This window comes from Lichenifustis flavocetrariae (assembly GCF_026130545.1).
Classification (GTDB): domain Bacteria; phylum Pseudomonadota; class Alphaproteobacteria; order Rhizobiales; family Beijerinckiaceae; genus Lichenihabitans; species Lichenihabitans flavocetrariae.
The window spans coordinates 1-23,899 of record NZ_JAMOIM010000002.1 but is presented as its reverse complement, the minus strand read 5'-3'; the positions used below and the strand labels follow the sequence as shown (position 1 = coordinate 23,899).

The window sequence follows — 23,899 nt, the reverse complement described above, 5'->3', positions numbered from 1 at the left end:
CATGACACGTCGTCGGGAGGGGATCTTGAGAAGCTGACGGGAGTGCGGGCACGAACTGCACGCTTTCTTTAGGCTTCTTGTTTCAGATTTGTGAAGGGGCCGTTCGTCTTCGACGATCCCGGTCCGAAGGAGACTTGAATGAGTAAGGCTGGCGGAAGCGACTCCAAAAACACGCTTTACTGCTCGTTCTGCGGCAAAAGCCAGCACGAGGTGCGTAAGCTCATCGCCGGCCCCACGGTGTTCATCTGCGACGAGTGCGTTGAACTCTGCATGGACATCATCCGGGAAGAGAGCAAATCCTCGCTTGTCAATCGCCGCGACGGCATCCCGACCCCGAAGGAAATCTGCAAGGTGCTGGACGATTATGTGATCGGTCAGCCGCAAGCCAAGCGTGTCCTGTCGGTGGCGGTCCACAACCACTACAAGCGTCTCAACCATGCGACGAAACACACTGACGTCGAACTGGCGAAATCCAATATCCTGTTGATCGGTCCGACAGGATCGGGGAAGACCCTGCTGGCGCAGACGCTTGCCCGCATCCTCGATGTGCCCTTCACGATGGCGGACGCCACGACGCTGACCGAGGCCGGCTATGTTGGCGAGGATGTCGAGAACATCATCCTGAAGCTGCTGCAGGCGTCCGACTATAATGTCGAGCGGGCGCAGCGCGGGATCGTCTACATCGACGAAATCGACAAGATCTCACGCAAGTCCGACAATCCTTCGATCACCCGAGACGTGTCGGGTGAAGGTGTGCAGCAGGCCCTTCTGAAGATCATGGAGGGCACGGTGGCTTCCGTGCCGCCGCAGGGAGGGCGCAAGCATCCGCAGCAGGAATTCCTGCAGGTGGATACGACCAACATCCTCTTCATTTGCGGCGGCGCCTTCGCGGGGCTGGAGAAGATCATCTCCTCGCGCGGCAAGGGCACGTCGATCGGCTTCGCGGCCAAGGTGCAGTCTCCGGACGATCGGCGCACCGGAGAGGTGTTCCGCAAAGTCGAGCCCGAGGATCTGCTTAAATTTGGTTTGATCCCCGAGTTCGTGGGCCGGCTGCCGGTTATCGCGACGCTGGAGGATCTCGACGAAGAGGCGCTGAAGAAGATTCTGACCGAGCCGAAGAACGCTCTGGTCAAGCAATATCAGCGGTTGTTCGAGATGGAGAACACCGAGCTGACCTTCAACGACGAAGCCTTGAACGTCGTGGCCAAGAAGGCGATCGAGCGCCGGACTGGCGCGCGGGGCCTGCGCTCCATCATGGAGAGCATCCTGCTCGATACGATGTTCGACTTGCCGGGACTCGATGGAGTGGAGCAAGTTGTGATCGGCCCCGAGGTGGTGGATGGCAAGGCGCGGCCGCTCTACATCTACTCGGAGCGGGGGTCTGAAAAGGCCGGTGCAAGCGCCTAAATCCTATAAGGCGGCGCGGCTTGGCCGCGCCGCAGGTTCGATGAAAAGCGAACCTTGTAATCTGTGTTAAGCTCGCCATTTCCAGGAAGGCGCCGGACCGAAGGTCCAAACCGTTCTGGACCGGCGCCATCGGCCCATTGCCGGAGGCGCGTTTAACGGCCTTGCGGCAGGGAGTTTCGCAGCCGTTGAACACACGTCTCGGTTGCGAACTTCCGCATTGCAGGCGGCTTCTTGAAAAGCGTCTGTAAAGCGTTCCTGTGAAGGATTTTCAAAAATGAGCAGCCAGAAGCGAGTTCCTGCGGCTCCGGGGAGCATTGAAAGCTATCCCGTTTTGCCCCTTCGGGACATCGTGGTGTTCCCCCACATGATTGTGCCGCTCTTCGTCGGCCGTGAGAAGTCCATCCGGGCACTCGAAGAGGTGATGAAGTCCGACAAATTCATCCTGTTGGCGACCCAGATCAACGCCGGCGACGATGATCCTGCGACCGATGCCATCTACACGACCGGCACGCTCGCCTCGGTTCTGCAGCTTCTCAAGCTGCCCGACGGCACTGTCAAGGTGCTGGTCGAGGGATCGTCGCGCGTTCAGGTCAAGGGCTACACCAGGACAGACGAATATTACGAGGCCGATGCCGAGGTCATCGCCGACGACGAGATCGATAAGATCGAAGTCGAAGCCTTGGCACGTTCCGTCGCGACCGAATTCGAGAGCTACGTCAAGCTCAACAAGAAGATCTCGCCGGAAGTGGTGGCGGCCGTCGGTCAGACGACCGACTATGCCAAGCTGGCCGATACGGTCGCGTCGCATCTCGCGGTCAAGATCGCAGAGAAACAGGCGATCCTCGAAATGTCCTCCGTGGCGAAGCGCCTGGAGAAGTGCCTTGGTCTCATGGAGAGCGAGATCTCGGTCCTGCAGGTCGAGAAGCGGATCCGAACGCGCGTCAAGCGCCAGATGGAGAAGACCCAGCGCGAGTACTACCTGAATGAGCAGATGAAGGCCATTCAGAAGGAGCTTGGCGACGAGGATGGCAAGGACGATCTCGCCGAACTCGAACAGCGGATCAAGGACACGAAGCTCACCAAGGAGGCGCGCGACAAGGCGACGGCCGAATTGAAGAAGCTGCGCCAAATGTCGCCCATGTCGGCGGAAGCCACGGTGGTGCGTAACTACCTCGATTGGATCCTGTCGATCCCGTGGAGCAAGCGTTCCAAGGTGAAACGTGATCTGCCGCAGGCGGAAGCTCTCCTCAATGAGGAGCACTACGGCCTCGACAAGGTCAAGGATCGCATCATCGAGTATCTCGCGGTGCAGAGCAGGGCCAACAAGCTGACCGGCCCGATCCTGTGCCTTGTGGGACCGCCCGGTGTCGGTAAGACCTCGCTCGGCAAGTCGATCGCGAAGGCGACGGGTCGGGAGTTCGTGCGCATGTCGCTCGGCGGAGTTCGTGACGAAGCGGAGATCCGCGGACATCGGCGAACCTACATCGGTTCGATGCCCGGCAAGATCATCCAGTCGATGCGGAAGGCCAAGACGTCGAACCCGCTCTTCTTGCTCGATGAGATCGACAAGATGGGCATGGACTTCCGTGGCGATCCGTCATCGGCGCTTTTGGAGGTGCTCGACCCTGAGCAGAACCAGAGCTTCAACGACCATTACCTTGAGGTCGACTACGACCTTTCGAGCGTCATGTTCGTGACGACAGCGAACACGTTGAACATCCCCGGTCCGCTGATGGACCGTATGGAGATCATCCGCATCGCCGGCTATACCGAGGATGAGAAGGTCGAGATCGCACGTGCCCATCTCATTCCCGCGGCCGTGAAGAAGCATGGGCTGCAGGAAAACGAATGGTCGATCGATCAGGCTGCCTTGCTGGAACTGGTCCGTCGTTACACACGGGAGGCGGGGGTCCGTAACCTCGAACGCGAGATTTCCAACCTGGCCCGCAAGGCCGTGAAGGAGATCCTGCTGTCGGGCAACACGTCGGTCGCCGTGACGGCCACCAATCTTTCGGACTATCTCGGTGTGCCGAGGTTCCGTTATGGCGAGGCTGAGACTGAGGATCAGGTGGGCGTCGCGACTGGGCTGGCCTGGACCGAGGTGGGTGGCGAGTTGCTGACCATCGAGGGTGTCATGATGCCCGGCAAGGGCAAGATGACGGTGACCGGCAACCTCAAGGATGTGATGAAGGAATCGATCTCCGCCGCGGCTTCCTATGTCCGCTCTCGGTCGGTCGATTTCGGCATCGAACCGCCGCTCTTCGACAAGCGGGACATCCATGTCCACGTGCCCGAAGGTGCGACGCCGAAGGACGGACCGTCAGCCGGTATCGCGATGGCAACGGTGATCACTTCGGTGTTCACCGGGATCCCGATCCGGCGCGACATCGCCATGACGGGCGAAGTCACATTGCGGGGCAGGGTGCTTCCGATCGGTGGCCTTAAGGAGAAGCTGCTTGCGGCTCTGCGTGGTGGCCTGAAGAAGGTGCTGATTCCGGAGGAGAACGCCAAGGACTTGGCGGACATCCCGAACAGTGTGAAGAACGCGCTCGAGATCGTGCCCGTGTCCCGCATGGACGAGGTGCTCAGCCACGCTCTTGTGCGCGCCCCGATCGCGATCCAATGGGACGAGGTGTTGCCGCAGAAACCCGCTGTGCAGGACGATCAGTCGGGTCTCGTCGCTCACTGATCTTAGGGAGACATCAAAGAAAGGGCCGCGCCTGTGCGCGGCCCTTTCTCGTTGAAGATCGTGATGGGCGGGCAGGTGCCTGATGCCGCACATCGCTTTTCGCTTGATGCGCGCGGGCCGGATCTCTTATGGTCCGCCGGCGGCCGAGAGGTGGCCGGGCGGTTAGCTCAGTTGGTAGAGCATCTCGTTTACACCGAGAGGGTCGGCGGTTCGAGCCCGTCACCGCCCACCAAGTTTCCCCCTGAAACAGCGATCCTGACCCCGGCGACGCCGAAAAGGTGCCACCGATAGGGCCACCGTTACCTGTGGAAAAGGCCGGAAATCCTGGTGGCGCAAGCCTCCGGATACATCCCATGACCGTCTTCTTCACGGCCGACCCGCATTTCGGCCACGCCCCCATCATTGGCCATTGCGACCGCCCTTTCGGCGACGCCACCGAGATGGACCGCACCATCATCCGCAACTGGAACTCGGTCGTCGGCCCCCGCGACGAGGTCTGGGTCGTCGGGGATTTCTGGTGCGGCAAGCCCAAGGACAAGGGGCAGGCCGACGCGGTCTTCCGGCGCTTGAACGGCAGCAAGCACTTGATCGCGGGCAACCATGACTCGAACCACGTCCGGGCCTTGCCCTGGGCGTCGGTGAGGGACGGGTGCGCGGTGGTCACGACCGAGGACACCACCGTCGTGGCGTTCCACTACCCGATGCGGTCGTGGCCCCACGCGGCGCATGGGGCGATCCACGTCTACGGGCACGTCCACGGCCGCATCCCGCCCGACAGCAGGTCCTGCGACGTGGGCGTCGACGTTTGGGATTTCACGCCCGTCACGGTCGCGCGGATCAAGGAACGCTTGGCCGCATCGCCGCCGAGCGTGGGTTACGCCGGATGAAATGTCAGCGATCGCATACATTCGGCACCGAGCCCCCGGAATGTACGCGATCGTTGACATTCCTGTCCTCGCGCTGCGGCCAGGACTTGCTCAAGGTTCTGCATAGTGGGATCGAAGTCGTGATCGGCGACGGAGTCGATGGCGAAAGCGAGGGCGGTCAGAGCGTCGGTCACGCGAAGTCCTCTTCGAAATCGTCCTGTTCCGGCTGCCGCTCGATCCCGTGGATGGCGGCATAATCGTCGGGCATCGTCCCTTGCACGCTCGCCGGCAACCCCTTCCTTCAGGTGATCCACCACCGCCCAGGCCGCCACGTGCACGATGGCGAGGATCTCGGCCGCCTCGACGCCGGGCACGCACGCCAGCGCGCCCGCCATCTCCCCGATGGTGCGGGCCATCGCTTTCGGGTCGCTGTCGTCCAGGACGGCGTCGAGGATGGCGCGGTTCACGCGGGCGCGGTTCTCGATGGGGTGCTCAGTCATCGAGGGCGCTCCCGTCGATGACTGCGCAGGCCGTCCGGTGGACGACGGAAAGGAAGGAGACGGGCTTGTCGGAGGCTCGGGAGAACGTGCCGACCAGCGCACCGATGGCCAGCGCGATGACGCCGACGTCGTGTTCGTCCCCGACAGCGGCGAGGAGGCGCTCCGCCATCGCCTTCAGGCGGTCGTTGGTTTCTTCGTCGGTCGGCATCAGATCCTGCCCTCCTTCAGCATGGGTCCGGCCTGGCGCATGATGCCGAGGATGCCTTTGGTAATCCTGGCGTGGCTCGGATCGGCCTCGATCTTGGAGGCCTCGCGCCGGAACCAATGCGCGGTGCCGTGGTTGCCCTTGCGCTCATGGAAGGCCGCCTTGTCCCTCAGGATCGCGGCGTAGGCGACGGGGTCGTCCTCGGGACGGGGCATCGGCGCCGTCATCGCTTGGCCTCCGGCACCACGTCGAAGCCCCTCTCCACCAGGTGCCCGAGCGCCTGCCGCAGGACGTCGTCGCCGACCGTCGTGACGGCGCAGTCGGCGATCATGCCGGTGAGCACCTCCTCGATGATCGCCTTGGCTTCGTCGGTCAGACGGAGCGCATGCTGGAGCCGTTCGCTCAAGGAGTCGCGCATCGGCACGAAGACGGTGTCGCCGGTGACGCAGGCGGCAAAGGCCTGGTCGACCGAAACCTCGCGGACCCCGCGCGACACTGGGTCGACGACGTGGACCGTGGATGGCCGGCCCTGCGCGAGGCGGGCCATGATCGTGTCGACGTCAGCCACGGGCGGACTCCATCTCCGGCAGGGTGATGAGCTCGTGCCCGGCCGGCGCGTCCGGGTCGTTCCAGGCGTCGAACATCGCGGACTCCACCCAGAACGGCACCGTCAGCCCGTCGATGATCTGCAACACCCGCATGTCGATGCGCAGCCCATAGGTGTGCGATCCGGGATTGCCGTCGAACGCGTAGGTCGGCTGGCGCAGGCCGATGACGACGTGGGGATCGCCCTGGCCCTTGATGTTGGCGCCGGTCGTCGGCGTGACGAGGTCGCCGACCTTGAACGGGTTCACTCGCGCGTACCGCTTGGCGGCCTCGCGCAACTCCATGACCACCGCCTCGGGCAGCGGCTTGGCCCTCTTGGCTTCCTTGGCGGCCTGCTCGGCCATCCCCTTGAAAATCGCTTCCATGTCCATCGCGACACTCCTTCCACCCGACGCGACCGCGGACCCGAGAAAGCTCCAAGCTCTTTCTGCTACGCTATCGATATTGCGGCGGGAGCGAATCGATGGGGTTGTTCGGGCGTAAGGTGCAGCAGCCGGACCCGGCCCTTGCGCGACTCGCGCGCAACCTGGACGAGGCCGAGATCAGGCACCTGGAGGTCCTCCGGCGCGAGGTAGCCAACCTGATCGTCGAGACCGATCCCGACCTTATGGTGCGGTGCTACGAACGGGCGTGGGCCTGGGAACGGGAGACGGCGAAGAACCCGGACCGGCTGCGGGCCGACGAGTTGGCGCTCGTCGCCAAGATCCCGATGTTCCAGGACTTCGACATCTTCGGCACCCGGCATTTCATTCCCTACGCCGAGGGCCGTTGGGCCGCGTCCGACGACGACCTGGTGGAGCGTTACCTGGAGATCGGCCGGATGCTGGTCCTCATGAAGAACCGCTCCGAGATCGACGTCGTGCGCCGGCGGCCGTCGCACGACGAGAAGGAGCACAAGGTGTTGCTCGACACCGTGCGGAAGGTGAAGGACCGCCGCTTCCGGGCCCGGATCGAGGACGCCATGCGGCGCTGCTGGGCCTACCGCCAGGGCTTCGGTGCCGGCAAGGGCGAGCCCTACGCCGGACTGCACGAAACGTTCTCTGACGCGGAGGTCGAGGTCTTCCAGATCCCCTACGGCCTGTCGCCCGACAACGAGACCGGCATCGCATTCAAGAAGACCGACGAGTACGGGGTCTACTCGACATTCCACGACGACCAGCACGACAAGACCTACGAAAGCTATTATCGCACGGACGCAGCCTTCAAAGCGCGGCAGTCGTTGGCACGATGATCGCCGGCATCATCCATCGCTGGCGGATCGGTCGTCTCCAACGGCAGGCCGAAGCGGTCCGGCGCCACTACCTCAAGGCGCTCAAGGTCGAGACCGACCATGAGGAAAGGGATCGCCTGTCGTCCGAGGCCATGGACGAAGAGGGCGTGATCACGGACGAGATCGACTGGCTCCTCGGCCGTCGCCTGAAGGATCAAGCACGGCGGTACCACGTCCCGGTGCCTGATTTCGATACCAAGGAGGGCGGCCCCTACGAACGGTCGCAACACGACGGGCGTTGGCGCCTGACGCGGCCGGAACTGCACAGGCTTCGGTCGGCGATCCGGGCCGAGCGCAAGGAGTCGTTCGAGGCCTGGAGCAGGTGGGTGGCCCTCGTCCTGCCTGTCGTCAGCCTTGTCATCTCCATCATCGCGCTCCTCAGAAAATAGTCCTTGGAGCTTTCAGCACTCCGCGGTCGCGTCGATCCCCAGGAGTGTCGCGGAGGCGGACGATGGCGGACGAGGACAAGGGAACCTGGGAAGAGGACGTCGGCGGCCATTTCGATGCCGACCTGGACGTCAGGTCGATCGGCGGCCATGCCTACAGGGTGGTGACCATCGTCGACTACTGGTGCGACGTCCGGACGGACACCGTGGTCTTCGGAGGCGAGGACATCCGCAACTTCCGCGCCGACAACGATCATCCGGACCTTGTCGTCCGCGATGGCGACGAGGTCGCCTGGGATGACGTGCCCGAGCAGGATCGGACCGAGATCGAGGCCGCCCTGGAAAAGCGCGCCCTGGAAAAGGCGATGGATTTCTTTCGGGACAGTTGGATCGAGGGCAACCACCCGTTCCCTAGGAACGACGATGACGACGAGGTGGCGGCATGACGGTCACCAAGCCGCCCGTCCAAGCCGTCCCGGAGGATGAATTCCAAAAGATGTGGGATGCCGATGACCGGGAACGCCTGCTGACCGCATACGGGCTGCTGTGGCTGGTCCACGGCGATTTCCACGCCGACACGAACGCCAAGCTCGCGTCGGAGGCCCGGCGGCGGCTCATGACGCTGTTCCCGTACGACGATCGCGAGCGGGCCATCGCGCTCGGCAAGGCCCGGGCGATCCGCATGGGGATCGACGTCCAGGCCTGGATGGGGAAGGCGGGACAATGAGCCACCGCTTCATCCCCTACGATTTGCCGATGTTCACCAGCATCGCGGTGTTCCTTGCAGGCGAGTGCGAGGGCACTCTGATGCGCGATTGGGTGATGCGCGTGTACCCCGACGTGCTGGTGGAGCGCGCCAGGGCTATGGTCGGAGTCGAGAGCTTTCAGCAAGTGTTGCCGCCCCTCGTTGCAGCGAAGCTCCCCTGGGGAAAATTCAGCCCCAAGATGTCATGGGATGAGCTGGCCATCGCGAAAGCGATCCGCGTGCGCGACGCCGCAGCCGAAGGCAGTTTCACGATGCCGATGCTCGCCAAAGGCAACGTGGGTGATTGGAGTGATTTCCATCGCCGCCTTCGCGAGTACCTGATCTCGACGAACGATTGCTACCTCGTCGACTGGCTCAATGGGCTCTACATGTCCGACCCGCCCCTGTGCACGCGCCTCCACCGGATGACCTGGGCCCAGGCCGAGGAACGCTCCCGCAAGTGGCACGCCGCCATGGCCAAACGGAAGGCCGTCGCCGCCGGCAGCGACGGCACGGCCGACCGCGTCGAGAGCCACGACGGCCACCACTGGGTGTGTCTCGTCTCCGAGGACGCCCTGGACCGCGAGAGCGACGCCATGGGCCATTGCGTCGGCCGGGGCGGCTACGACCGTCACGCCAAGCTGCCGGTGGAACGGGGAGGCATCTGGTCACTCAGGGATGCCAAGGGGAGGAGCGTGCTCACGGCGTTCTTCGCGCCGGACGTCCGGCCCCGCTTGCACAACGACGTCCAAGGCTACACCCACATGGTGCTCCCGGACCCGTCGGCCTCGAAAGAGAATCACACGATACAGGTCGTCGGCGCCCGGAACCGGCCAATGGAGCCGGACGAGTTGCGCCACATGGCGCCGCTCCGGGCGGCCTACCGGGCGCGCGGTGTCACGATGCTGCCGGAGATGTTCGAGACGCCGAAGAGGGGCTCGGCCCCCGTGTCGATGCACGACGGCCATGTCGTCACGACGTCTTGGATCGACACCTGGTGGGACGAGACCGGACGCAAGAGCGAGAGGAAGGTCGAGCGCCACGGTCCCGAACTGGTGGCGACCTATGGGCCGCCGGAAGACCGCGTCCGGGCGAACGGCAGCGTGAACCTGCGGTTCGGGTTCGACACGAACATCTGGTCGCCCGAGGGACAGGTCTACCTGTGGCGCGACGAAAGGTGGCGACCTCTGACGGTCAAGACCCGCACGGAGATCCGCGTCGCCGGTCGGACGCTCGTCGTGGTGCCGGCCGGGAGCGGCAGGGTCACCGTCGAGAGCGGCGTCGACCCCATGAGCGTCATGGAGGACGCCATGCTGATCCACGTGGGGAACGGCCGTTGGAACCGACGGGAGAAGCGGTCACTCTCGGAGACGCCCGAGCCGACGGTCATCACCCCCTACGACGAGGCCGAGCAGAAGGCGGCCGGCATGAACCGTCAGGAGCGCCGTGCCTTCAAGGCAGGTCGGATGGGCCGCGAGGACGTGCGCGACTTCCAACGTGCTGTCTATCAGGCCCTGAGCGCCCGGCACGCGAGGATGGCGCGATGACCGGCATCAAAGGCGATGCCGTCATCTGACGCGAATCACTCCAGCGTGATTTCCTCCCGTCAAGTGGGCAACGCCCACGAAGCATGTATGTTTTTAGGTGCGGATAGATTCCACCTACCGATTTGCCAATCAAAGAAATATGAGTATTTACAGGGTTTTACCAGACAAGAATTACATGGCGTCAATGTATGTGAGGTCCCGGGAGCGTATGCGCGTCTGCATTGCACAGACGCCGGCTTGCCGAAAATCGCAGACGGCCGTATACATGTGGGATAACAGGGGTATTGGCCCATGGACGACTTCATCGCGATCGCGGAGGCAGAGGAGCAGCGGCTCACGGAAGAACTGAGCCGCAACCCGACCTTCCTCAAGCTCCAGGCCGTTCGCGCCGTTCTGGAAGCGTATCGCGCCGCGTCGAAGCCGTCCGTCCTCGATACGATGATCAAGACCTTCGGGCCATCCGGTCCGCGTCCCGGCAGCAAGGCCGCGCAGATCCGCCCCATCGTGATCGAGTACCTGACCAAAAAGAACGCCCGTGCCCAGACGTCCGAACTGCTGGAAGTGGTGACCAGGGCCGGCGTCGAGATCGGCGGCCAGAAACCGTCCGGCACCATGTCGTCGTACCTCAGCAACATGGACGAGTTGGACCACAAGCAGGGCGAGGGCTACGGCCTCAAGCGTCCCGCTCCCGAAACCCCACCACCTGCGCCGCCGGCCGCGACCTCGACAGAGGACGGCGGGCCCGCGCCCCAACGGTACACGGGCGGCGTCTTCGGACAGCCCGGGCACGACCAGGGGAGCGACGGCGAGCGCGCCACCGAACCCGATCCGCAGGCCTACGAGGCGGCGGAAGCGGAAATCTTCAGATGAGGGAGAGGGGCTTGATCCGAACCGCTGCATAGCGGGTCAGGGAAACCGGAAACCAAGGTGCTTCCAACACCGAGGTCCCGGTCCCTGAACCCAACGTCACCGCTCCCGTTTTGGGAGCGCTTCCGTGCGGGCCCTACGGATCGAAAGATCGCACGCCCGGGGGCGTTTATCAAGGCGGGAGCATCCTTCATCGTTAGCGAGGGATGCCTCGTCGTGTCCAAATACTACTACCCTTGTACCTATGAAAAGGCGTGCCACGTGCTGTGGCTCGTCCATGTCTGCGGTTATTCGCAGACCCACGCCGCGATCGTCGTCGGGCTGAACGTCGGTACCGTCTGCCATGTAGTCCATGGCCGTCGTTTCCCCCACGCCAGTCCTAGGCCGATCTGATCCGACAACCGGCCCGGCACACGAAGTGCCGGGCCTTTTTTCATCCCGCAGGCCCCAACCCAACGCCCGTCGCCAACCACCCATGCGACACCCGGAATGCCTCGGCATAGCGCCTCAGTTCTGCGGGCTTGACGGCGTGGCGGCCGATTTCATGGTTGCGGTACGCTTCGTTTGCCATCGCCAACTTTATGGCGGCCTCGTCGGGTGTCTTGAACCCGGCGGCGATGCGGGCTTGATGGATGCGGGAGGCTAGGGCGGTCGGTGTAGTCATACGCGACACATTGACTCGGTTCGCGTGATAGAACAAGACGTGAACGGATGCGGCAGCGCGTCGCTTCAGCCGTTGATCAGGTGGTGTCGCTCCACGGCCTGGAAACATCGCGCCAGGTAGCCGGCGTCGTCGTCCCGGTCGGTCGCGGCCTCGCGCCCTTGCGAGACGATCCAAGCCGCGACCCGGTCGAGGCTTTCGATCTGTACCTTGACGTCGATGATCCGCTTCTGGGCCTCTTCGAACGACGTGTCGCCGGTCGCGAAATAGCGCATCAGGTGAAGGTAGGCGCGGTCGTACGGTGAGGTCGGGAGGGACGGCAACTTCTCGATGGCCTGCATCGCGACGCCCAACGCGAAAAGGCAAAAACGTCGCGCGGAGGATCGTAGAGGACCTGCCTGATGGCGAGCTGGGTCGCGCCCTCCCGCGCGAGGAGGCTTGATCGGAAGGAGTCTCGCGGCCGACCGAATCAATCCGATTTCACGGATGTCGGGAAAACAGAAACAGCGCTTGCAACCCTCCAAAGAGCGACCTAATATTAGGTCAGTGGCGGCGGCATAGGCCACGCCCATGGGCAGGAGGCCCAGCACCATGCTCTTAGCGACACTCAACATCATCGCGCGCAACGCGCCGATCGAGCCTGCCAAGCTCGAAGCGCTGTTCCGCGACGATGCCCAGCACGGCATCCGCATCCTGAAGTTCTACGTCGAACGGTCGGGCAACGAGGCTTTCGCCCAGGAAGCCGAGGACCTCGAACGCGTAGAGGGCTTCCTCAAGGACCCGGACGAGGCGCTGGACGCCAACACGCTGGTCCAGCTCGCTGCCGTCTGCGGACGCCTCCAGGGCAAGTGCGCCATCCTGCCGACCCAGGTCAGGGGCGCAAAGGAGCGCGACATGCTGCGCCGCTTCGGCGAGGAGGCCAGCGATTTGGCCACCCTCGCGTTGGCCTACGCGTCGGCCTGATGATCGACAACTCGATCCTCAAGGAGGTCGGCACCGCGCTCTACGGCAAGCAGTGGCAGACCGATCTCGCCAAATCACTGAAGGTCAGCGACCGCCGCCTGCGGCGTTGGCACGCCAACGAGTTCGAAATCCCGCCCGGGGTCATCAAGGACCTCCTCACTGTCGCACAGGACCGCCGCGCCGAATGCAGCGCCGCCGTGGCCCTCGTCCGCAAACACATCGAGGACAACAAATGAAACCCAAGCACATCGAAGACCGCTTCCCCGGCATCTCCCTGACGATGCTGCCCAAGGAGACCGGTCGCGACCAGTCGTGGATCGTCCGCGTCGCCTCGGAGCGGCAGATCTACCAGTGCGGCATCGACGTCATCCGGGGTCGCGCGAAGGTCTACGAATACTACGGCCGCATGGTGCCAGAGGAGGCGCAGCGCGCTGTCCTCGACGCGGCCGGCGTCGAGGCTATCAGCGAGATCGTGCTGAACGGGGAGGACGCGTTCGCATGACGATGCAATCCATCATCGCGGAGATGGCCGCCATCTCGCGCGCCCGCCGTCAGGAGGACATGACACCCGAGGAGATCGCGAAGGAAAAGGCCAAGCGCACCGCCGATCAGGTGGCCTGGAAGGCGGGGGAGCCGGAGAGGGAGGCTCGGCACGCCGCCGAGGTCAACGAAGAGCGTCGGCAATCGTGGCTCCGCACGCCGCGCTACGACGTCCCCGGCGGCACGGGCCGACCCCACCGCTTGCTGGGTCGCCTCGCCAACGGGTTCGAAGCCGACGGCGGCCGGGTGATCCACGTCCTGCCCAGCGACGACGCCGGAGACTACGTGTGGGGTCGCTCCGCCTGCGGCAAGCGCCCCGGCGGCCGCTCCCAAGGCTGGGTGTCCGTCGAGCGCGCCGCGACGTGCCCGCGCTGCCTCAGCAAGGCAACCCTCACCGCACCCTCGGGAGAACCGTGATGATCACCGTCGTCGAAGACCCCCGCATTGGCGGCTATTGCGCCATGCGCGGCGACCTTGCCTATTTCGTCACCGTCGACCGCTCGGGCGTCATCGTCCCGGCAGGCGGCCCGCCCGACGCCATCCCGGCCGACATCGCCCGGGCCGTGGCGGCGTTCGTCCTGGAGCAGTGCCTGGAAGGGGCGACGAAGCACTGATGCGCAGGTCCGATCCTCGCCAGCGACGGTGAAACGGGCCCGAGTGGCCAAGGAGGCAGCATGACCGAGGACTATCAGCAGGTCGACGAGGAGTCCGAATACCCCGTTCCGGACGACGATATCGTGCGTCGTGCTCGTTACGTGCCAGTCGACCCGACTTCACGGACCAGCGGTCTGTACATCGAGGCCATCGCCGCATTCGACATCGTGTGGTCGGCCGTGGACGCGTCCGCGTTCAATCTCGACACTCCGTTGACCACGTTCATCGTCTACGGGGACGAGCGATACCGGATCAACACCGAACAAGGTGGCGAACTCTCGGGCTGGCAGTCCGAGACGATGCCGGTATCGGCGGTGCTCGCAAGCGCGAAGTGGGCGATCGCCAACCCGGTGCCGGTGGCCCTGAGCCTGCTGCGGGCCGGACAGCCTTCTGACTGAGACGAGGTCGTCGCGTGGGAATGGTTGGGAATGGTGTCGTTTGTTCCCAGAGGGGAGCCGTAGTACGATTTCGCGAGCGTTCCCCTCGACTCACAGAGGGGAAACGTTTCGACGAGCCTCGTTCGGGACGAGGGCGTCGTAGGTTCGAATCCTATTACTCCGACCAAAAACACCAACGATATCAACGACCGACAAGCCGCCTCCGGGCGGCTTTTCCGCGTTGGGAACGGTAATGGGAATGGTGCGGGTCCAAAGTGCCGGAATCCGCGTGCCCGAAACGCCCTGTAAAAAGTGCGTTTCCCGCAGTCCGGGCCCGAACGCCCTGTTTACAGGGCGTCCCCGCGTGCGGGTCGGCGAGGGTCACGACGATCCGGCCCGATCCAGGTGGATCACCGTCGCCGGAACGCGAGTCATGGCAGCCGGTTGGGCGATCCGTTCACGTGGACCGCCGAGCCTCATGCGTTCCAGCCTTTCACGTCGTGAATCCATTGCAGCAGCCGGACGGTGACGTCCTCCGGCACCTCGATGCCCTTGGCCCGGGCAAATTCAATCGTCGCCTCGACGGCCCGGCGGCGGGCGTCGTTCTCCGCCCACGTGGCCGCCGGCGCGGGCAGCACGGGCGGGGGCGGGTCGGCCCCCTGTCCGCCGGCCGCCAGGAGGGCATCGAAGGTCCAGCCGTCCTCGTCGATACCCTCCGCGTCACACGCCCGCAGGTAGGCATAGGCCAGCGTGGAGGCCATCAGACCTCCACCGTGACGTGGTCCCAGCGCCTGTTGCAGACTTCGCCGGGATAGCCGCGCGGGTTGCACACGATCCGCGTGTTGCCGACGTCATAGTCGCTCGGCACGTGCGTGTGCCCGTGCACCCACAGCGGCGGGCTGTGCTTCCGGATCAGCCACTCCAGGTCGCTGGCGTAGCAGCCGTTGAGCGGGTCGAACTGGACCATCAGCGACCGGCGATGCGGCGCGTGGTGGGTGACCACCACGGTCGGCCCGTCGAACGGCAGCGCCAGCTCCGCATCGAGGAACTCGACCGACGCCCGATGCCGCGCCAGCAGGTCGGCGGCCCGGATCGGCTTGGTCGGCTTCGTGCTGCTCGGCCGCCGGATGTTCTTGTAGTCGTTCATGCCCTTCTCGGCCGCACGCATCGCCGCCTGGATCGGCGTCCCCTCGACGCGATAGTCCGTCCAGAGCGTGGTCCCGAGGAACCGCACGCCCGCGATGGTGACCGCGTCGTCCGACAGCAGGTGGATGCCGTAGCGCTCCGCCGCGTCGCGGCCGACCGTCAGGATCTCGTCCATCGTCATGCGGCCATCGCCGCCGTCGCGGTGGTGCTGGTAGAAATCGTGGTTGCCGGGGACATAGACGATGGGCCGGTCGCCGAACGTCGTCCGCAACCACGCCAGGGCGTCGGACAGCGGGGCCGTCGCGTCGCCGGCCACGACGATGACGTCCACGTCCCGGGGGACCTGTGGCAGCGCATGGTTGCCGGGGAACTCCTGGTGGAAATCGGACGCGATCCACAGCTTGGTCACGGTGGCCTCCTGATGTCGGGGATGGCCTGACCATGGCACAAAGGATCCAACGAACCCCTGGGCGATACCCCCGTGTCCAGGTGATCGATTCAACGAAATAGCAGCTGTTCTCGGTTAGATGGATCGGCTCCCCCGTTCGGAGCCATCGCATGACCACGTTCGCCGCAGCCCTCCTTGCCGCCTGGGAAAGGCGCACCCCCGGGGCCAAGCCCTACGCCTCCGAGGCCGTCGCGGCCGTCCTGCTCGATCGGGCCGGCGTCACGGTCGAGGACGTCGAGATGGGCCGGGTGATCGTCGGTGTCGGCGATGACGGCGATTTGCATGATGCCGTGGCGTGGATCGGGCAACGGATCTGGCCCGACCACTACATCGACGCGACCGACGTGCCCAATACGCCGCAGCGCGACCGTGAGCGCGCCGTCGTCCACGCGGACATCGGCGACGTCGTCGGTCCCCAAGCCTGGCAGCAGGCAGTGGGTGAGGCGGGCTATGGGCTCATCGTCGTCGTGACGCATCCCGACGCCGTCCACGCGGCCATCGGATCGTGGACCACGAAATCCGTGACGCTCGACCGGGTCGACGCCGAGGGCGTGATCGCCAGCGTCGTCCAACTCGTCACCGGAACAAGGCCGACCCTGACGTCCTCGCTCAAGGACGTCACAGTCGCCGACATCCGCACCGCGCTCGGCCCGCGCGACCACTGCAATTCGGCCGTGGCGAAGATGACGATCCTCCGCGACCTCCGCGCCAGCGCATATGAAAAGTTAATGGCCAAGCGCAGGCAGGAGATCGCCGACGCCAAGGGCCGGGACACCACCAAGGAATTCCTTGATGGGCTGCTCGACGGTGAGCCCAAGCACGAACGCGACACCCCGTTGTCGAAGCTGTCCGGCTTCGGGCCGGCCAAAGCCTGGGGGCTTGAGGTCGCGGCGGACCTGATCGCCTACCGACAGGGCGAGTTGGCGTGGGCCGACTGCGACCGGGGCGTGCTGCTGTCGGGGCCGCCCGGCGTCGGGAAGACGAGATTCGCCCGCGCCTTGGCGGCCGAGGCCGGGGTCAAGTTCTTCCCGAGCAGCTTCAGCAGCCTCTGCGGGGCCAGCAGCAGCGGCTACCAGGTGGAGAAGGGCCTCAAGAAGCTGTTCGACGAGGCGCGGAAGCATGCGCCCTGCATCGTGTTCTTGGACGAGATGGACAGCGTGCCCGGGCGGGATTTCAAGCCCGACCACAACTCCAGCTACTTCAACGCGGTCAACAATGCCTTCCTGGAGTGCCTCGACGGTGCGGAGCCGCGCGACGGAATCGTCGTCATCGCCGCCACGAATTTCCCGGAGCGGGTCGACGCCGCGCTGCGCCGTCCGGGCCGCCTCGACCGCGAGATCGCGATCCCGCTGCCGGGCATCGACGACCTGGCGGGGATCATCCGCCACCACATCGGCTGGCAGGTGCCTCCGGAGTTGGACGGCCAGGTCATGCTGGCTGCCCGGGCCTGCCGGGGGATGAGCCCGGCCGACGTCGAGCAGGTCTGCCGCGATGCCAGGCGGCGCGCCCGGAGGGACTTCGGCCGGGCCGCCGCGCTGCCGGGGGACATCGTCTGGGTCGTCCGCGAACGAAGTGGCGAGCGGGACGCAGCCGGCGAACGCCTGGTCACGGTCCACGAGGCCGGGCACGCCATCGTCGCGTTGGCCGTCGGCATGCACCTCGACTATGTCGACGCCGACCGCCAGCACACCGCGCTGCGGAAGGCCGCGAATCCGACGGCGGCGGTGATGGAGCGCGAGATGGTCATGACCCTCGCCGGCCGGGCCGCCGAGCAGGTCATCATCGGGGAGGTCACGACCGGCAGCGTGAGCGACTTGAAAGCGGCGACCGCGAGCGCGGTCGCTTACCACGCCGTCTACGGATTCGGGCGGGAGACCGGGCTGCTCTCCCTTGACGTGCAGGCTCTTGATGGATGGGGGCCGCTGCACCAGGGCGTGCGGGCCCTCGTCGACCGCTGCTACGCCAGGGCCCTGGCGCTGGTCCACCACCACCGGGACAACGTCGAGCGGGTCGCCGCCGCCCTGGTGCAGGACCGCTACCTGGACGGCGCGGAGGTCAGGGCGCTCGTCCGGCACCCCCTGCTGAAGCTGGTGCGGCCCCAGGTGGACGAGCCCGAGGCCTATCCGGATTGGGCGACGAGCGATCCGAGGGTCGGGAGTCGGTGGGGGAAAACCCAAGCGAATACGGCCTAGCTTGATTTTCGACCCACGGGAAAAACGAAGCCCGGGGCGGTGAGACCCCGGGCTTTGGGTGAGGGCCGATGCGGACACGTCGTCCCCGTCCTCCGGTCCTTGCAGGGCAAGGTCAGACCCCGCTTCCCCGGCTGCTGGTGTTTTTGGCCACCGCCGGCTGGGCCGTCCCGTCAGCCCGGGTCGACCATGTAGGTGTCGATGATGCCGTATTCCGCGTGGGGCCGGTGGACGAGACGATGGATCGAGAAGTCCTCGACCTTGGCGGCGCTGCATCGCTGGCGGAGGAAATGCCGCAGGTTCTCGCGGGCTTCCTCCTCGCTGGGCGCCACGATGTGTAGCTTGCCCAAGTAGCGGCGGGTCCGGTCGGCCGGAGGCGCTTTGCGCGTCACCGAGAACAGGTTCGTGGCGAGCGCAGCCTTCTCCTTGAGGTCCACGATACCCTCGACCAAGTCGCGTACCTTCGACTTCAGGTCGGCGCTGGGGAACTCCTCGTTGGGCCTGAGCTGCATCGGCTCGGAAGTCGTCCAACCGCCGGTGGCGCGAACGGCGGCTGGTCTGCGACAAGCATGCCGACGGGACGCGTCGCCACCGCATGTGCCATGGCCTTCAACTGCTCGGCCGACACGAATTCGACGTCCGCTTTCGGGAGGTCGAGGTTGAGGACGATCTTCTTGCGACCAAACATCAGAGTTGCCCAGCAATCTGGAGAGGACGAGGAAGCAGATGAGGATGGTCGCCGTGCCGCAGACCCAGGCGACCAGCTTCATGGCGCGAAAACCGCGATGGCCATGATGCCCAGGCAAAGGATCAGGCCGATGCCCGCGAGGATGTGCTCGCCCATGGTCACTTCGCGAAGACGCTGCCTTTCGGCAGGTCGTCGACCGCGGAGGCCATCGAACTCGAACGGCCTGGGCGAGCTTGAGGCCGTCCATCGACCCCGGCATGTCGACGTCGGTGAACACGATGTGAATGTCCGTCCGTGCCTCAAGGATGCGTATCGCCTCGTCGGCGTTGGACGCCTCGATGGTTTCGAAGCCCGCATCCTCGACCAGGTCGACGGCTGTCATGCGCAGTATGGCCTCGTCTTCGACGACGAGTACGATCGCCTTCTTTCCTTGCGATCGCGAGGAAATCGCAAGCGGTTTCGCCTCAGGCCGAAATCAATCAGCGAGAGGCGTGCGATTTTCAATAGCGGGGTCCCATAATTGGTCTTTGCTTTCTGCGACGGGCTAAGCGCTAGCTGATTGCTAGGCACGGTTACGGCTAAGTAGTTGCTTGCCATTCGGCAGCGTCGGGTCCGCGTGAATCTCTAGAGCGGACTCCGGACATGGTCTTGAAGACAGATCCCGAAGGCTCAGAGCTTTTGGACGCGGGCAACGCGGCGATCGTTTCGCGCAATGCCGAGGATGCCGGTCGCCGCCAGCCTGCCGCCGGCCCCGGGACCGCGAATGTGGCGGTCCATGTCGCCGATGCGCAACCGATGAAGAAGCGCGAGCCGGACAAGCCTCGGCCGAACGGGGATCATCCTGCCGAGGGCAGCGAGGAGGTCCCCGGGGGCAACACCAAGGACAAAGAGGACGCCGATGGCGACGAAAAGGGCCCAGGCGTCTGGGCCACCCTTCGCAAACACCCCGTTGCGGTCGGTGTCGCGGCCGTGGTCCTCGTCGCCGGCATCGTCTTGGGCGTCCTCTGGTACCTCTATTCCCGACATTTCGAGAACACGGACGACGCGTTCATCGATGGTAGGCCCGTGTCGGTCAGCCCGCAGGTCACCGGCAACATCGTGAGCGTTCCCGTCACCGACAATCAGGTCGTCCATGCGGGCGACCTCCTGGCCGTCATCGACGAACGCGACTATCAGGCGACCCTCCATCAGGCGGTCGCGCAGATCGCGCAGGCCCGGGCGACGGTCGCGAACTACAAGGCCCAGATCAGGTCCCAACAGGCGATCGTTGCACAGAACGAGAAGCAGGGGCTTCAGGCGAAGGCGGCGCTGGAATTTTCTCAGAACCAGAACACGCGCGCGCAGCAGCTCGTCAAGACGGGCTTCGGTACGGTCCAGACGGCCCAGCAAGGCGCCTCCGATCTCCTGTCGAAGCAGGCCGGGCTCGATGCGGCCGCATCCACCACCATCTCGGCCGAGCGGCAGGTCGATGTCCTCACTGCGCAGGTGCAGGCTGCCGAGGCGCAGGTCGACCAGGGAGAGGCCCAGAAGGAGTCGGCGGAAGCCAACCTGTCGCGGACGCGCCTGCACGCGACGCTCGATGGCCGCGTGACGAGGCTGACCGCCGCCGTGGGGGTCACCGCCACGCAGGGGCAGTCCCTCATGGTGCTGGTGCCGACCAGTCTCTGGGTCACAGCCAATTTCAAGGAGACGCAGCTCGCCGACATGAAGGTCGGACAACCCGTGAGCATCGCGATCGACGCCTTCGGCAAGACCTTCCAGGGACACGTCGACAGCCTTCAGGCCGGCAGCGGAACGGCCTTCAGCCTGCTTCCGGCCGAGAACGCGACCGGCAACTACGTTAAGGTGGTGCAGCGAGTTCCCGTGAAGATCACCTTCGACTCGCAGCCCGACGTCGAGATCGGACCGGGCATGTCGGTGGTGCCAAGCGTCACCGTTCGCTGAGCCCGTACGCCGCCGGGCGGCATCCCGTCCAGCGAGCCTAGGCCGTACGACCTGCTCCGGGTGAAAGCACCATGACAGCGCAAGGCAGAGGATCACAACCCGGGAACGGAGCGAAGGCGCCCGCCAACGTGTCGGGCGGTTCCGAATATGCGGGAACCAACCCGTGGCTCATCGCGATCATCGTTTCGGCCGCGACCTTCATGGAGGTCCTCGATACGACGATCGCCAACGTCGTCCTGCGATACATCTCGGGGAGCCTCGGCGTCGGACCGAGCGAAGCGGCCTGGGTCGTGACGAGCTACCTCGTCGCGAACTCCATCGTGCTCTGCGCATCGAGTTGGCTCGTCCAGGTCTTCGGCAGGAAGAACTTCTTCCTCGCCTGCATCGCGCTCTTCACGGTCAGCTCGTTCCTCTGTGGGATAGCGTGGAGCCTGCCGGCCTTATTGGTCTTTCGCGTGATGCAAGGTCTCGCGGGCGGCGGCATGACGCCTGTCGCCCAGTCGATCCTGGCGGCGGCGTTCCCGCCCGCGAAGCGGAGCCAAGGCTTTGCCATCTACGGCGTCGCCGTCGTGGTGGCGCCCGCGATCGGGCCGGTGCTGGGAGGCTGGCTGGCCGACGCATATTCCTGGCACTGGTGCTTCTTCATCAACGTACCGATCGGCATCGCATCCCTCGTCTCGATCGTGATGCTGCTCCCCGCGTCGAAGAATGAGGCGACCGAACGGCGCAAGCTCTGGAAGAACGGGCTGAAGTTCGATGCGGTCGGTTTCATCCTCGTCGCGACGTTCCTCGGTGCCCTCGAAGTCGTGCTCGACAAGGGACAGGAGGACGACTGGTTCGGTTCGGGCTTCATCATCGCTTTCGCCGCGACGTCGGCCACCGCCCTCGTTCTGTTCATCCCGTGGGAACTGATGGTCAGGAAGCCGTTGATCGACCTGCGCATGTTGGTCGGCCGCCAGTTCGGCGCCTGCTTCCTCGTCATGCTGGGCACGGGTGCCATCCTGATCGCCACCACGCAGTTCCTGCCGCAGTTGCTACAGACGAACTACGGCTACACCGCCACGCTATCGGGTCTTGCGCTATCGCCCGGCGGCGTGGTGACGATGCTGGGGATGTTCGTGGTTGGCAGGCTCGGCTTCATCCAACCCAAATATCTCATTGCTGCTGGTGGCCTCGTCATCGCGGCCGCGATGTACGACTTGACCCGGATCGACGCGGACGTCGATTTCGGTTTCTTCGCCTGGTCGCGCATCTACGTCGCGATCGGATTGCCGCTCCTCTTCATCCCGGTCACGACAGCGTCCTACGACGGACTTCCCACGGGCAAGACGGATCAAGCCTCTGCCCTCATCAACGTCGCGCGGAATTTCGGCGGATCGATCGGCGTCTCGTTGGCGCAGACGGTGCTGGCCCGGCGCGAACAATTCCACCAGGCCCGGCTCTCCGAGCACGTTGGCACCTGGAATCCAGCCTACCAGCAGTCGCTCCAGCAGTTTCAGAACTATTTCGCAACGAAGCCGGTGCCTGGAACGAGCACCTCGCAGACGGCGGTCGCGTCGATCGGACAAATGGTCGAGTTGCAATCCAGCTTTTTGGCCTACATCGACGTCTTCTTCGTTCTGATGCTGGTCGCAGGTGTGGTCGCAGCCTTGGCCCTGACATTGCGGAGCGTCAAGCCGGGCGGGGCCGTCCAAGGCGCGGCTTGAGGAGCCGGCATCCCGTCAGCGTCGGACACACTCGAACCCAACGGACATCGCATGGCGAAGGGCCACCTTGCGAGGCCCTCGTTCAATGGAACCTGCCATGGAAATTCCGCCAGGCGTGATGCACGCCACGATCCTCGTTGAACTTGCACCCTAATGATGAGTGTTTGAGTAATATCTGTTGAAAGTCTGACTTCATGGCACTTGAGATCACAGTCGGCCCGCCCCTCCTGACCATCAACCAGGGTCGGACCGTCCTGGCCAGCGAGCCGGATGGCCAGATCTATCCCGACACGGACAAGGGACTCTACTTCTTCGACACGAGAATAATCAGCACCTATCGCATCTTCGCGAATGGCCACTCGTTCGATCTCCTGAATGCGGGCGCGGTGTTCTATTTTGCGTCCCGGTCCTTCCTGATCTGCCCGACGTTTGAGACCGAGGGCGGCATGATCGCCGCGCGGTCGCTCGGGCTCACGCTCAGCCGCGTGATCGGCGACGGCCTCCACGAGGATTTCGAACTCACGAACTACGGACCGAAGCCGGTGCGCTTCAACTTCGAGATCCTGATCCGCTGCGACTTTGCCGACCTGTTCGACGTGAAGGCCAATCACCTCGTCCGCCGAGGCCGCATCGTCAACTCCTGGGATGCGGACGGCATGACATTCACGTCGGCCTACACCAACGCGGATTTTCGCCGTGCGCTCCGTATCCACATCTGCAACAGCGACAGCCCCGGTCATGTCACCAACGGTCGCTTGACGTTCGAGGTCGTGATCGAGCCCGGACAAACCTGGCACACTTGTCTCTGTCATGACCTGATCGACGGCGACCGGGTCTACGAGGCGCCCCCCGAGTGCTTCGCTCATGCGCCGCCTGCCCGCCTGGCATCCCCCGTGGAGGAGTGGCGAAAGACGGTCCTCAAGCTGGAGACCGGCAACGAGGAGTTCTACAGGCTGTTCAGGCAGTCGGTCGAGGACATGGCCGCGCTGCGCCTGCCCATGGAGGGAACCGATCACCTGCGGTTCGTCGCGGCCGGTGGCGTGCCTTGGTTCGTAACATTGTTTGGGCGGGACAGCCTGATCGCGGCGTTGCAGACGGTGTTCGTCTACCCCGATTTCGCCCGCGGGGCGCTGGAGGTGCTCGGCGAGTTGCAGGCCACCGAGGTCGACGATTACCGGGACGCCCAACCCGGCCGAATCCTGCATGAGTTGCGGCACGGCGAACTCGCCAGCCTCCACAAAGTGCCGCACACGCCCTATTACGGCACGGCGGACGCCACTCCCCTGTACATCATCACCCTGAACGTCGCGTGGCGCTGCACCGGCGACAGGACGCTCCTTGAGCAGCACCTGGGAACGGCCGAGCGGTGCCTCGACTGGATCGACGATTGCGGCGACCGCGATGGCGACGGGTTTCAGGAATATGCGACCCGCTCGCCCGTCGGCATCGAGAACCAGGGCTGGAAGGATTCGGGCGATTCCGTCATGCGCGCTGA

The 23,899-nt window shown here is 64.7% G+C and carries 30 protein-coding genes, 1 tRNA gene and 1 pseudogene; 21 read left to right on the top strand and 11 right to left on the bottom strand.

Features of this window, described 5'->3' with window-relative positions:
- The first annotated feature begins 138 nt into the window (after nucleotides 1-138).
- The 4 genes from clpX (at nucleotide 139) to M8523_RS03530 (ending at nucleotide 4,983) form a co-directional block, all read left to right on the top strand.
- Nucleotides 139-1,407, top strand: a complete 1,269-nt coding sequence (gene clpX, locus M8523_RS03545) for an ATP-dependent Clp protease ATP-binding subunit ClpX (RefSeq protein WP_282583461.1) — start codon at nucleotides 139-141, stop codon at nucleotides 1,405-1,407.
- 274 nt (nucleotides 1,408-1,681) lie between these two features.
- Nucleotides 1,682-4,096 (top strand): endopeptidase La, encoded by a 2,415-nt coding sequence (gene lon / locus M8523_RS03540; RefSeq protein ID WP_282583460.1) that lies wholly within the window; start codon nucleotides 1,682-1,684, stop codon nucleotides 4,094-4,096.
- Between the two features lie 156 nt (nucleotides 4,097-4,252).
- Nucleotides 4,253-4,328, top strand: a tRNA-Val gene (locus M8523_RS03535).
- Nucleotides 4,329-4,449: 121 nt separating this feature from the next.
- Nucleotides 4,450-4,983, top strand: a complete 534-nt coding sequence (locus M8523_RS03530; RefSeq protein ID WP_282583459.1) for a metallophosphoesterase — start codon at nucleotides 4,450-4,452, stop codon at nucleotides 4,981-4,983.
- Here M8523_RS03530 and M8523_RS03525 read toward each other — a convergent pair.
- From M8523_RS03525 to M8523_RS03505, 5 genes are read right to left on the bottom strand one after another with little or no spacing between them, the layout of a single operon-like run.
- Nucleotides 4,971-5,462, bottom strand: a complete 492-nt coding sequence (locus M8523_RS03525) for a hypothetical protein (RefSeq protein WP_282583458.1) — start codon at nucleotides 5,460-5,462, stop codon at nucleotides 4,971-4,973. The two genes, M8523_RS03530 and M8523_RS03525, sit on opposite strands and share 13 nt — an antisense overlap.
- Nucleotides 5,455-5,670, bottom strand: a complete 216-nt coding sequence (locus M8523_RS03520; protein ID WP_282583457.1) for a hypothetical protein — start codon at nucleotides 5,668-5,670, stop codon at nucleotides 5,455-5,457. Before M8523_RS03520 ends, M8523_RS03525 begins: the two co-directional genes overlap by 8 nt.
- Complete coding sequence (locus tag M8523_RS03515; protein WP_282583456.1) at nucleotides 5,670-5,894, bottom strand: hypothetical protein; 225 nt, start codon at nucleotides 5,892-5,894, stop codon at nucleotides 5,670-5,672. Before M8523_RS03515 ends, M8523_RS03520 begins: the two co-directional genes overlap by 1 nt.
- The gene (locus M8523_RS03510; protein WP_282583455.1) at nucleotides 5,891-6,235 is read right to left on the bottom strand and encodes a hypothetical protein; all 345 of its coding nucleotides are present in this window, start codon (nucleotides 6,233-6,235) and stop codon (nucleotides 5,891-5,893) included. The genes M8523_RS03515 and M8523_RS03510 overlap by 4 nt, the downstream gene beginning before the upstream one ends.
- Nucleotides 6,228-6,644: a hypothetical protein gene (locus tag M8523_RS03505; protein WP_282583454.1), complete on the bottom strand. Its 417-nt coding sequence runs from the start codon at nucleotides 6,642-6,644 to the stop codon at nucleotides 6,228-6,230. Before M8523_RS03505 ends, M8523_RS03510 begins: the two co-directional genes overlap by 8 nt.
- Nucleotides 6,645-6,736: 92 nt before the next feature.
- On the opposite strand from M8523_RS03505, the gene M8523_RS03500 reads away from it, so the two are divergent.
- From M8523_RS03500 to M8523_RS03470, 7 genes are all read left to right on the top strand, one after another.
- The gene (locus tag M8523_RS03500) at nucleotides 6,737-7,504 is read left to right on the top strand and encodes a hypothetical protein (RefSeq protein ID WP_282583453.1); all 768 of its coding nucleotides are present in this window, start codon (nucleotides 6,737-6,739) and stop codon (nucleotides 7,502-7,504) included.
- Nucleotides 7,501-7,932 carry a hypothetical protein gene (locus tag M8523_RS03495; RefSeq protein WP_282583452.1) on the top strand — a complete coding sequence of 144 codons (432 nt, stop codon included), beginning with the start codon at nucleotides 7,501-7,503 and terminating at the stop codon, nucleotides 7,930-7,932. The genes M8523_RS03500 and M8523_RS03495 overlap by 4 nt, the downstream gene beginning before the upstream one ends.
- A 62-nt stretch (nucleotides 7,933-7,994) precedes the next feature.
- Nucleotides 7,995-8,375 (top strand): hypothetical protein, encoded by a 381-nt coding sequence (locus M8523_RS03490; RefSeq protein ID WP_282583451.1) that lies wholly within the window; start codon nucleotides 7,995-7,997, stop codon nucleotides 8,373-8,375.
- Nucleotides 8,372-8,656, top strand: coding sequence for a hypothetical protein (locus M8523_RS03485; RefSeq protein WP_282583450.1), 285 nt, complete (start codon nucleotides 8,372-8,374; stop codon nucleotides 8,654-8,656). The genes M8523_RS03490 and M8523_RS03485 overlap by 4 nt, the downstream gene beginning before the upstream one ends.
- Nucleotides 8,653-10,221, top strand: coding sequence for a hypothetical protein (locus M8523_RS03480; RefSeq protein ID WP_282583449.1), 1,569 nt, complete (start codon nucleotides 8,653-8,655; stop codon nucleotides 10,219-10,221). Before M8523_RS03485 ends, M8523_RS03480 begins: the two co-directional genes overlap by 4 nt.
- Nucleotides 10,222-10,512: 291 nt before the next feature.
- A complete protein-coding gene (locus tag M8523_RS03475; protein WP_282583448.1) occupies nucleotides 10,513-11,091 on the top strand; it encodes a hypothetical protein in 579 nt (192 codons plus the stop codon).
- A gap of 213 nt (nucleotides 11,092-11,304) precedes the next feature.
- On the top strand, nucleotides 11,305-11,481 hold the full coding sequence (locus M8523_RS03470) for a hypothetical protein (RefSeq protein WP_282583447.1): 177 nt from the start codon (nucleotides 11,305-11,307) through the stop codon (nucleotides 11,479-11,481).
- Between the two features lie 40 nt (nucleotides 11,482-11,521).
- Here the strand turns inward: M8523_RS03470 and M8523_RS03465 are convergent, their stop codons facing one another.
- Together M8523_RS03465 and M8523_RS03460 are read right to left on the bottom strand one after the other, a co-directional pair.
- Entirely contained in the window at nucleotides 11,522-11,752 is a 231-nt protein-coding gene (locus M8523_RS03465; RefSeq protein WP_282583446.1) for a hypothetical protein, read from the bottom strand.
- Nucleotides 11,753-11,817: 65 nt separating this feature from the next.
- Nucleotides 11,818-12,090, bottom strand: a complete 273-nt coding sequence (locus M8523_RS03460; protein WP_282583445.1) for a hypothetical protein — start codon at nucleotides 12,088-12,090, stop codon at nucleotides 11,818-11,820.
- Between the two features lie 250 nt (nucleotides 12,091-12,340).
- On the opposite strand from M8523_RS03460, the gene M8523_RS03455 reads away from it, so the two are divergent.
- From M8523_RS03455 to M8523_RS03430, 6 genes are read left to right on the top strand one after another with little or no spacing between them, the layout of a single operon-like run.
- Nucleotides 12,341-12,712, top strand: coding sequence for a hypothetical protein (locus tag M8523_RS03455; RefSeq protein ID WP_282583444.1), 372 nt, complete (start codon nucleotides 12,341-12,343; stop codon nucleotides 12,710-12,712).
- Nucleotides 12,712-12,948: a hypothetical protein gene (locus M8523_RS03450; RefSeq protein WP_282583443.1), complete on the top strand. Its 237-nt coding sequence runs from the start codon at nucleotides 12,712-12,714 to the stop codon at nucleotides 12,946-12,948. Before M8523_RS03455 ends, M8523_RS03450 begins: the two co-directional genes overlap by 1 nt.
- Nucleotides 12,945-13,214: a hypothetical protein gene (locus M8523_RS03445; protein ID WP_282583442.1), complete on the top strand. Its 270-nt coding sequence runs from the start codon at nucleotides 12,945-12,947 to the stop codon at nucleotides 13,212-13,214. Before M8523_RS03450 ends, M8523_RS03445 begins: the two co-directional genes overlap by 4 nt.
- On the top strand, nucleotides 13,211-13,669 hold the full coding sequence (locus M8523_RS03440) for a hypothetical protein (RefSeq protein WP_282583441.1): 459 nt from the start codon (nucleotides 13,211-13,213) through the stop codon (nucleotides 13,667-13,669). Before M8523_RS03445 ends, M8523_RS03440 begins: the two co-directional genes overlap by 4 nt.
- Entirely contained in the window at nucleotides 13,669-13,866 is a 198-nt protein-coding gene (locus tag M8523_RS03435; protein ID WP_282583440.1) for a hypothetical protein, read from the top strand. The genes M8523_RS03440 and M8523_RS03435 overlap by 1 nt, the downstream gene beginning before the upstream one ends.
- A 60-nt stretch (nucleotides 13,867-13,926) precedes the next feature.
- Complete coding sequence (locus M8523_RS03430) at nucleotides 13,927-14,304, top strand: hypothetical protein (protein ID WP_282583439.1); 378 nt, start codon at nucleotides 13,927-13,929, stop codon at nucleotides 14,302-14,304.
- A 455-nt stretch (nucleotides 14,305-14,759) separates the two neighbouring features.
- Here the strand turns inward: M8523_RS03430 and M8523_RS03425 are convergent, their stop codons facing one another.
- Together M8523_RS03425 and M8523_RS03420 are read right to left on the bottom strand one after the other, a co-directional pair.
- Nucleotides 14,760-15,044 (bottom strand): hypothetical protein, encoded by a 285-nt coding sequence (locus tag M8523_RS03425; RefSeq protein ID WP_282583438.1) that lies wholly within the window; start codon nucleotides 15,042-15,044, stop codon nucleotides 14,760-14,762.
- Nucleotides 15,044-15,838 carry a metallophosphoesterase family protein gene (locus M8523_RS03420; RefSeq protein WP_282583437.1) on the bottom strand — a complete coding sequence of 265 codons (795 nt, stop codon included), beginning with the start codon at nucleotides 15,836-15,838 and terminating at the stop codon, nucleotides 15,044-15,046. Before M8523_RS03420 ends, M8523_RS03425 begins: the two co-directional genes overlap by 1 nt.
- A 149-nt stretch (nucleotides 15,839-15,987) precedes the next feature.
- Between M8523_RS03420 and M8523_RS03415 the strand changes: the two genes are divergently transcribed.
- A complete protein-coding gene (locus M8523_RS03415) occupies nucleotides 15,988-18,069 on the top strand; it encodes an AAA family ATPase (protein WP_282583436.1) in 2,082 nt (693 codons plus the stop codon).
- A 170-nt stretch (nucleotides 18,070-18,239) separates the two neighbouring features.
- On the opposite strand, the gene M8523_RS03410 is transcribed toward M8523_RS03415, so the two are convergent.
- Complete coding sequence (locus M8523_RS03410) at nucleotides 18,240-18,836, bottom strand: hypothetical protein (RefSeq protein ID WP_282583435.1); 597 nt, start codon at nucleotides 18,834-18,836, stop codon at nucleotides 18,240-18,242.
- A 117-nt stretch (nucleotides 18,837-18,953) separates the two neighbouring features.
- Nucleotides 18,954-19,136 (bottom strand): annotated as a pseudogene (locus tag M8523_RS03405) (response regulator); the annotation flags it as partial.
- 260 nt (nucleotides 19,137-19,396) lie between these two features.
- Between M8523_RS03405 and M8523_RS03400 the strand changes: the two are divergent.
- The 3 genes from M8523_RS03400 to M8523_RS03390 all read left to right on the top strand — a co-directional run.
- On the top strand, nucleotides 19,397-20,698 hold the full coding sequence (locus M8523_RS03400) for an HlyD family secretion protein (RefSeq protein ID WP_282583434.1): 1,302 nt from the start codon (nucleotides 19,397-19,399) through the stop codon (nucleotides 20,696-20,698).
- 71 nt (nucleotides 20,699-20,769) lie between these two features.
- On the top strand, nucleotides 20,770-22,404 hold the full coding sequence (locus M8523_RS03395) for a DHA2 family efflux MFS transporter permease subunit (protein WP_282583433.1): 1,635 nt from the start codon (nucleotides 20,770-20,772) through the stop codon (nucleotides 22,402-22,404).
- 194 nt (nucleotides 22,405-22,598) lie between these two features.
- A partial coding sequence (locus tag M8523_RS03390) for an amylo-alpha-1,6-glucosidase (protein ID WP_282583432.1) occupies nucleotides 22,599-23,899 on the top strand: 1,301 nt, incomplete at its 3' end.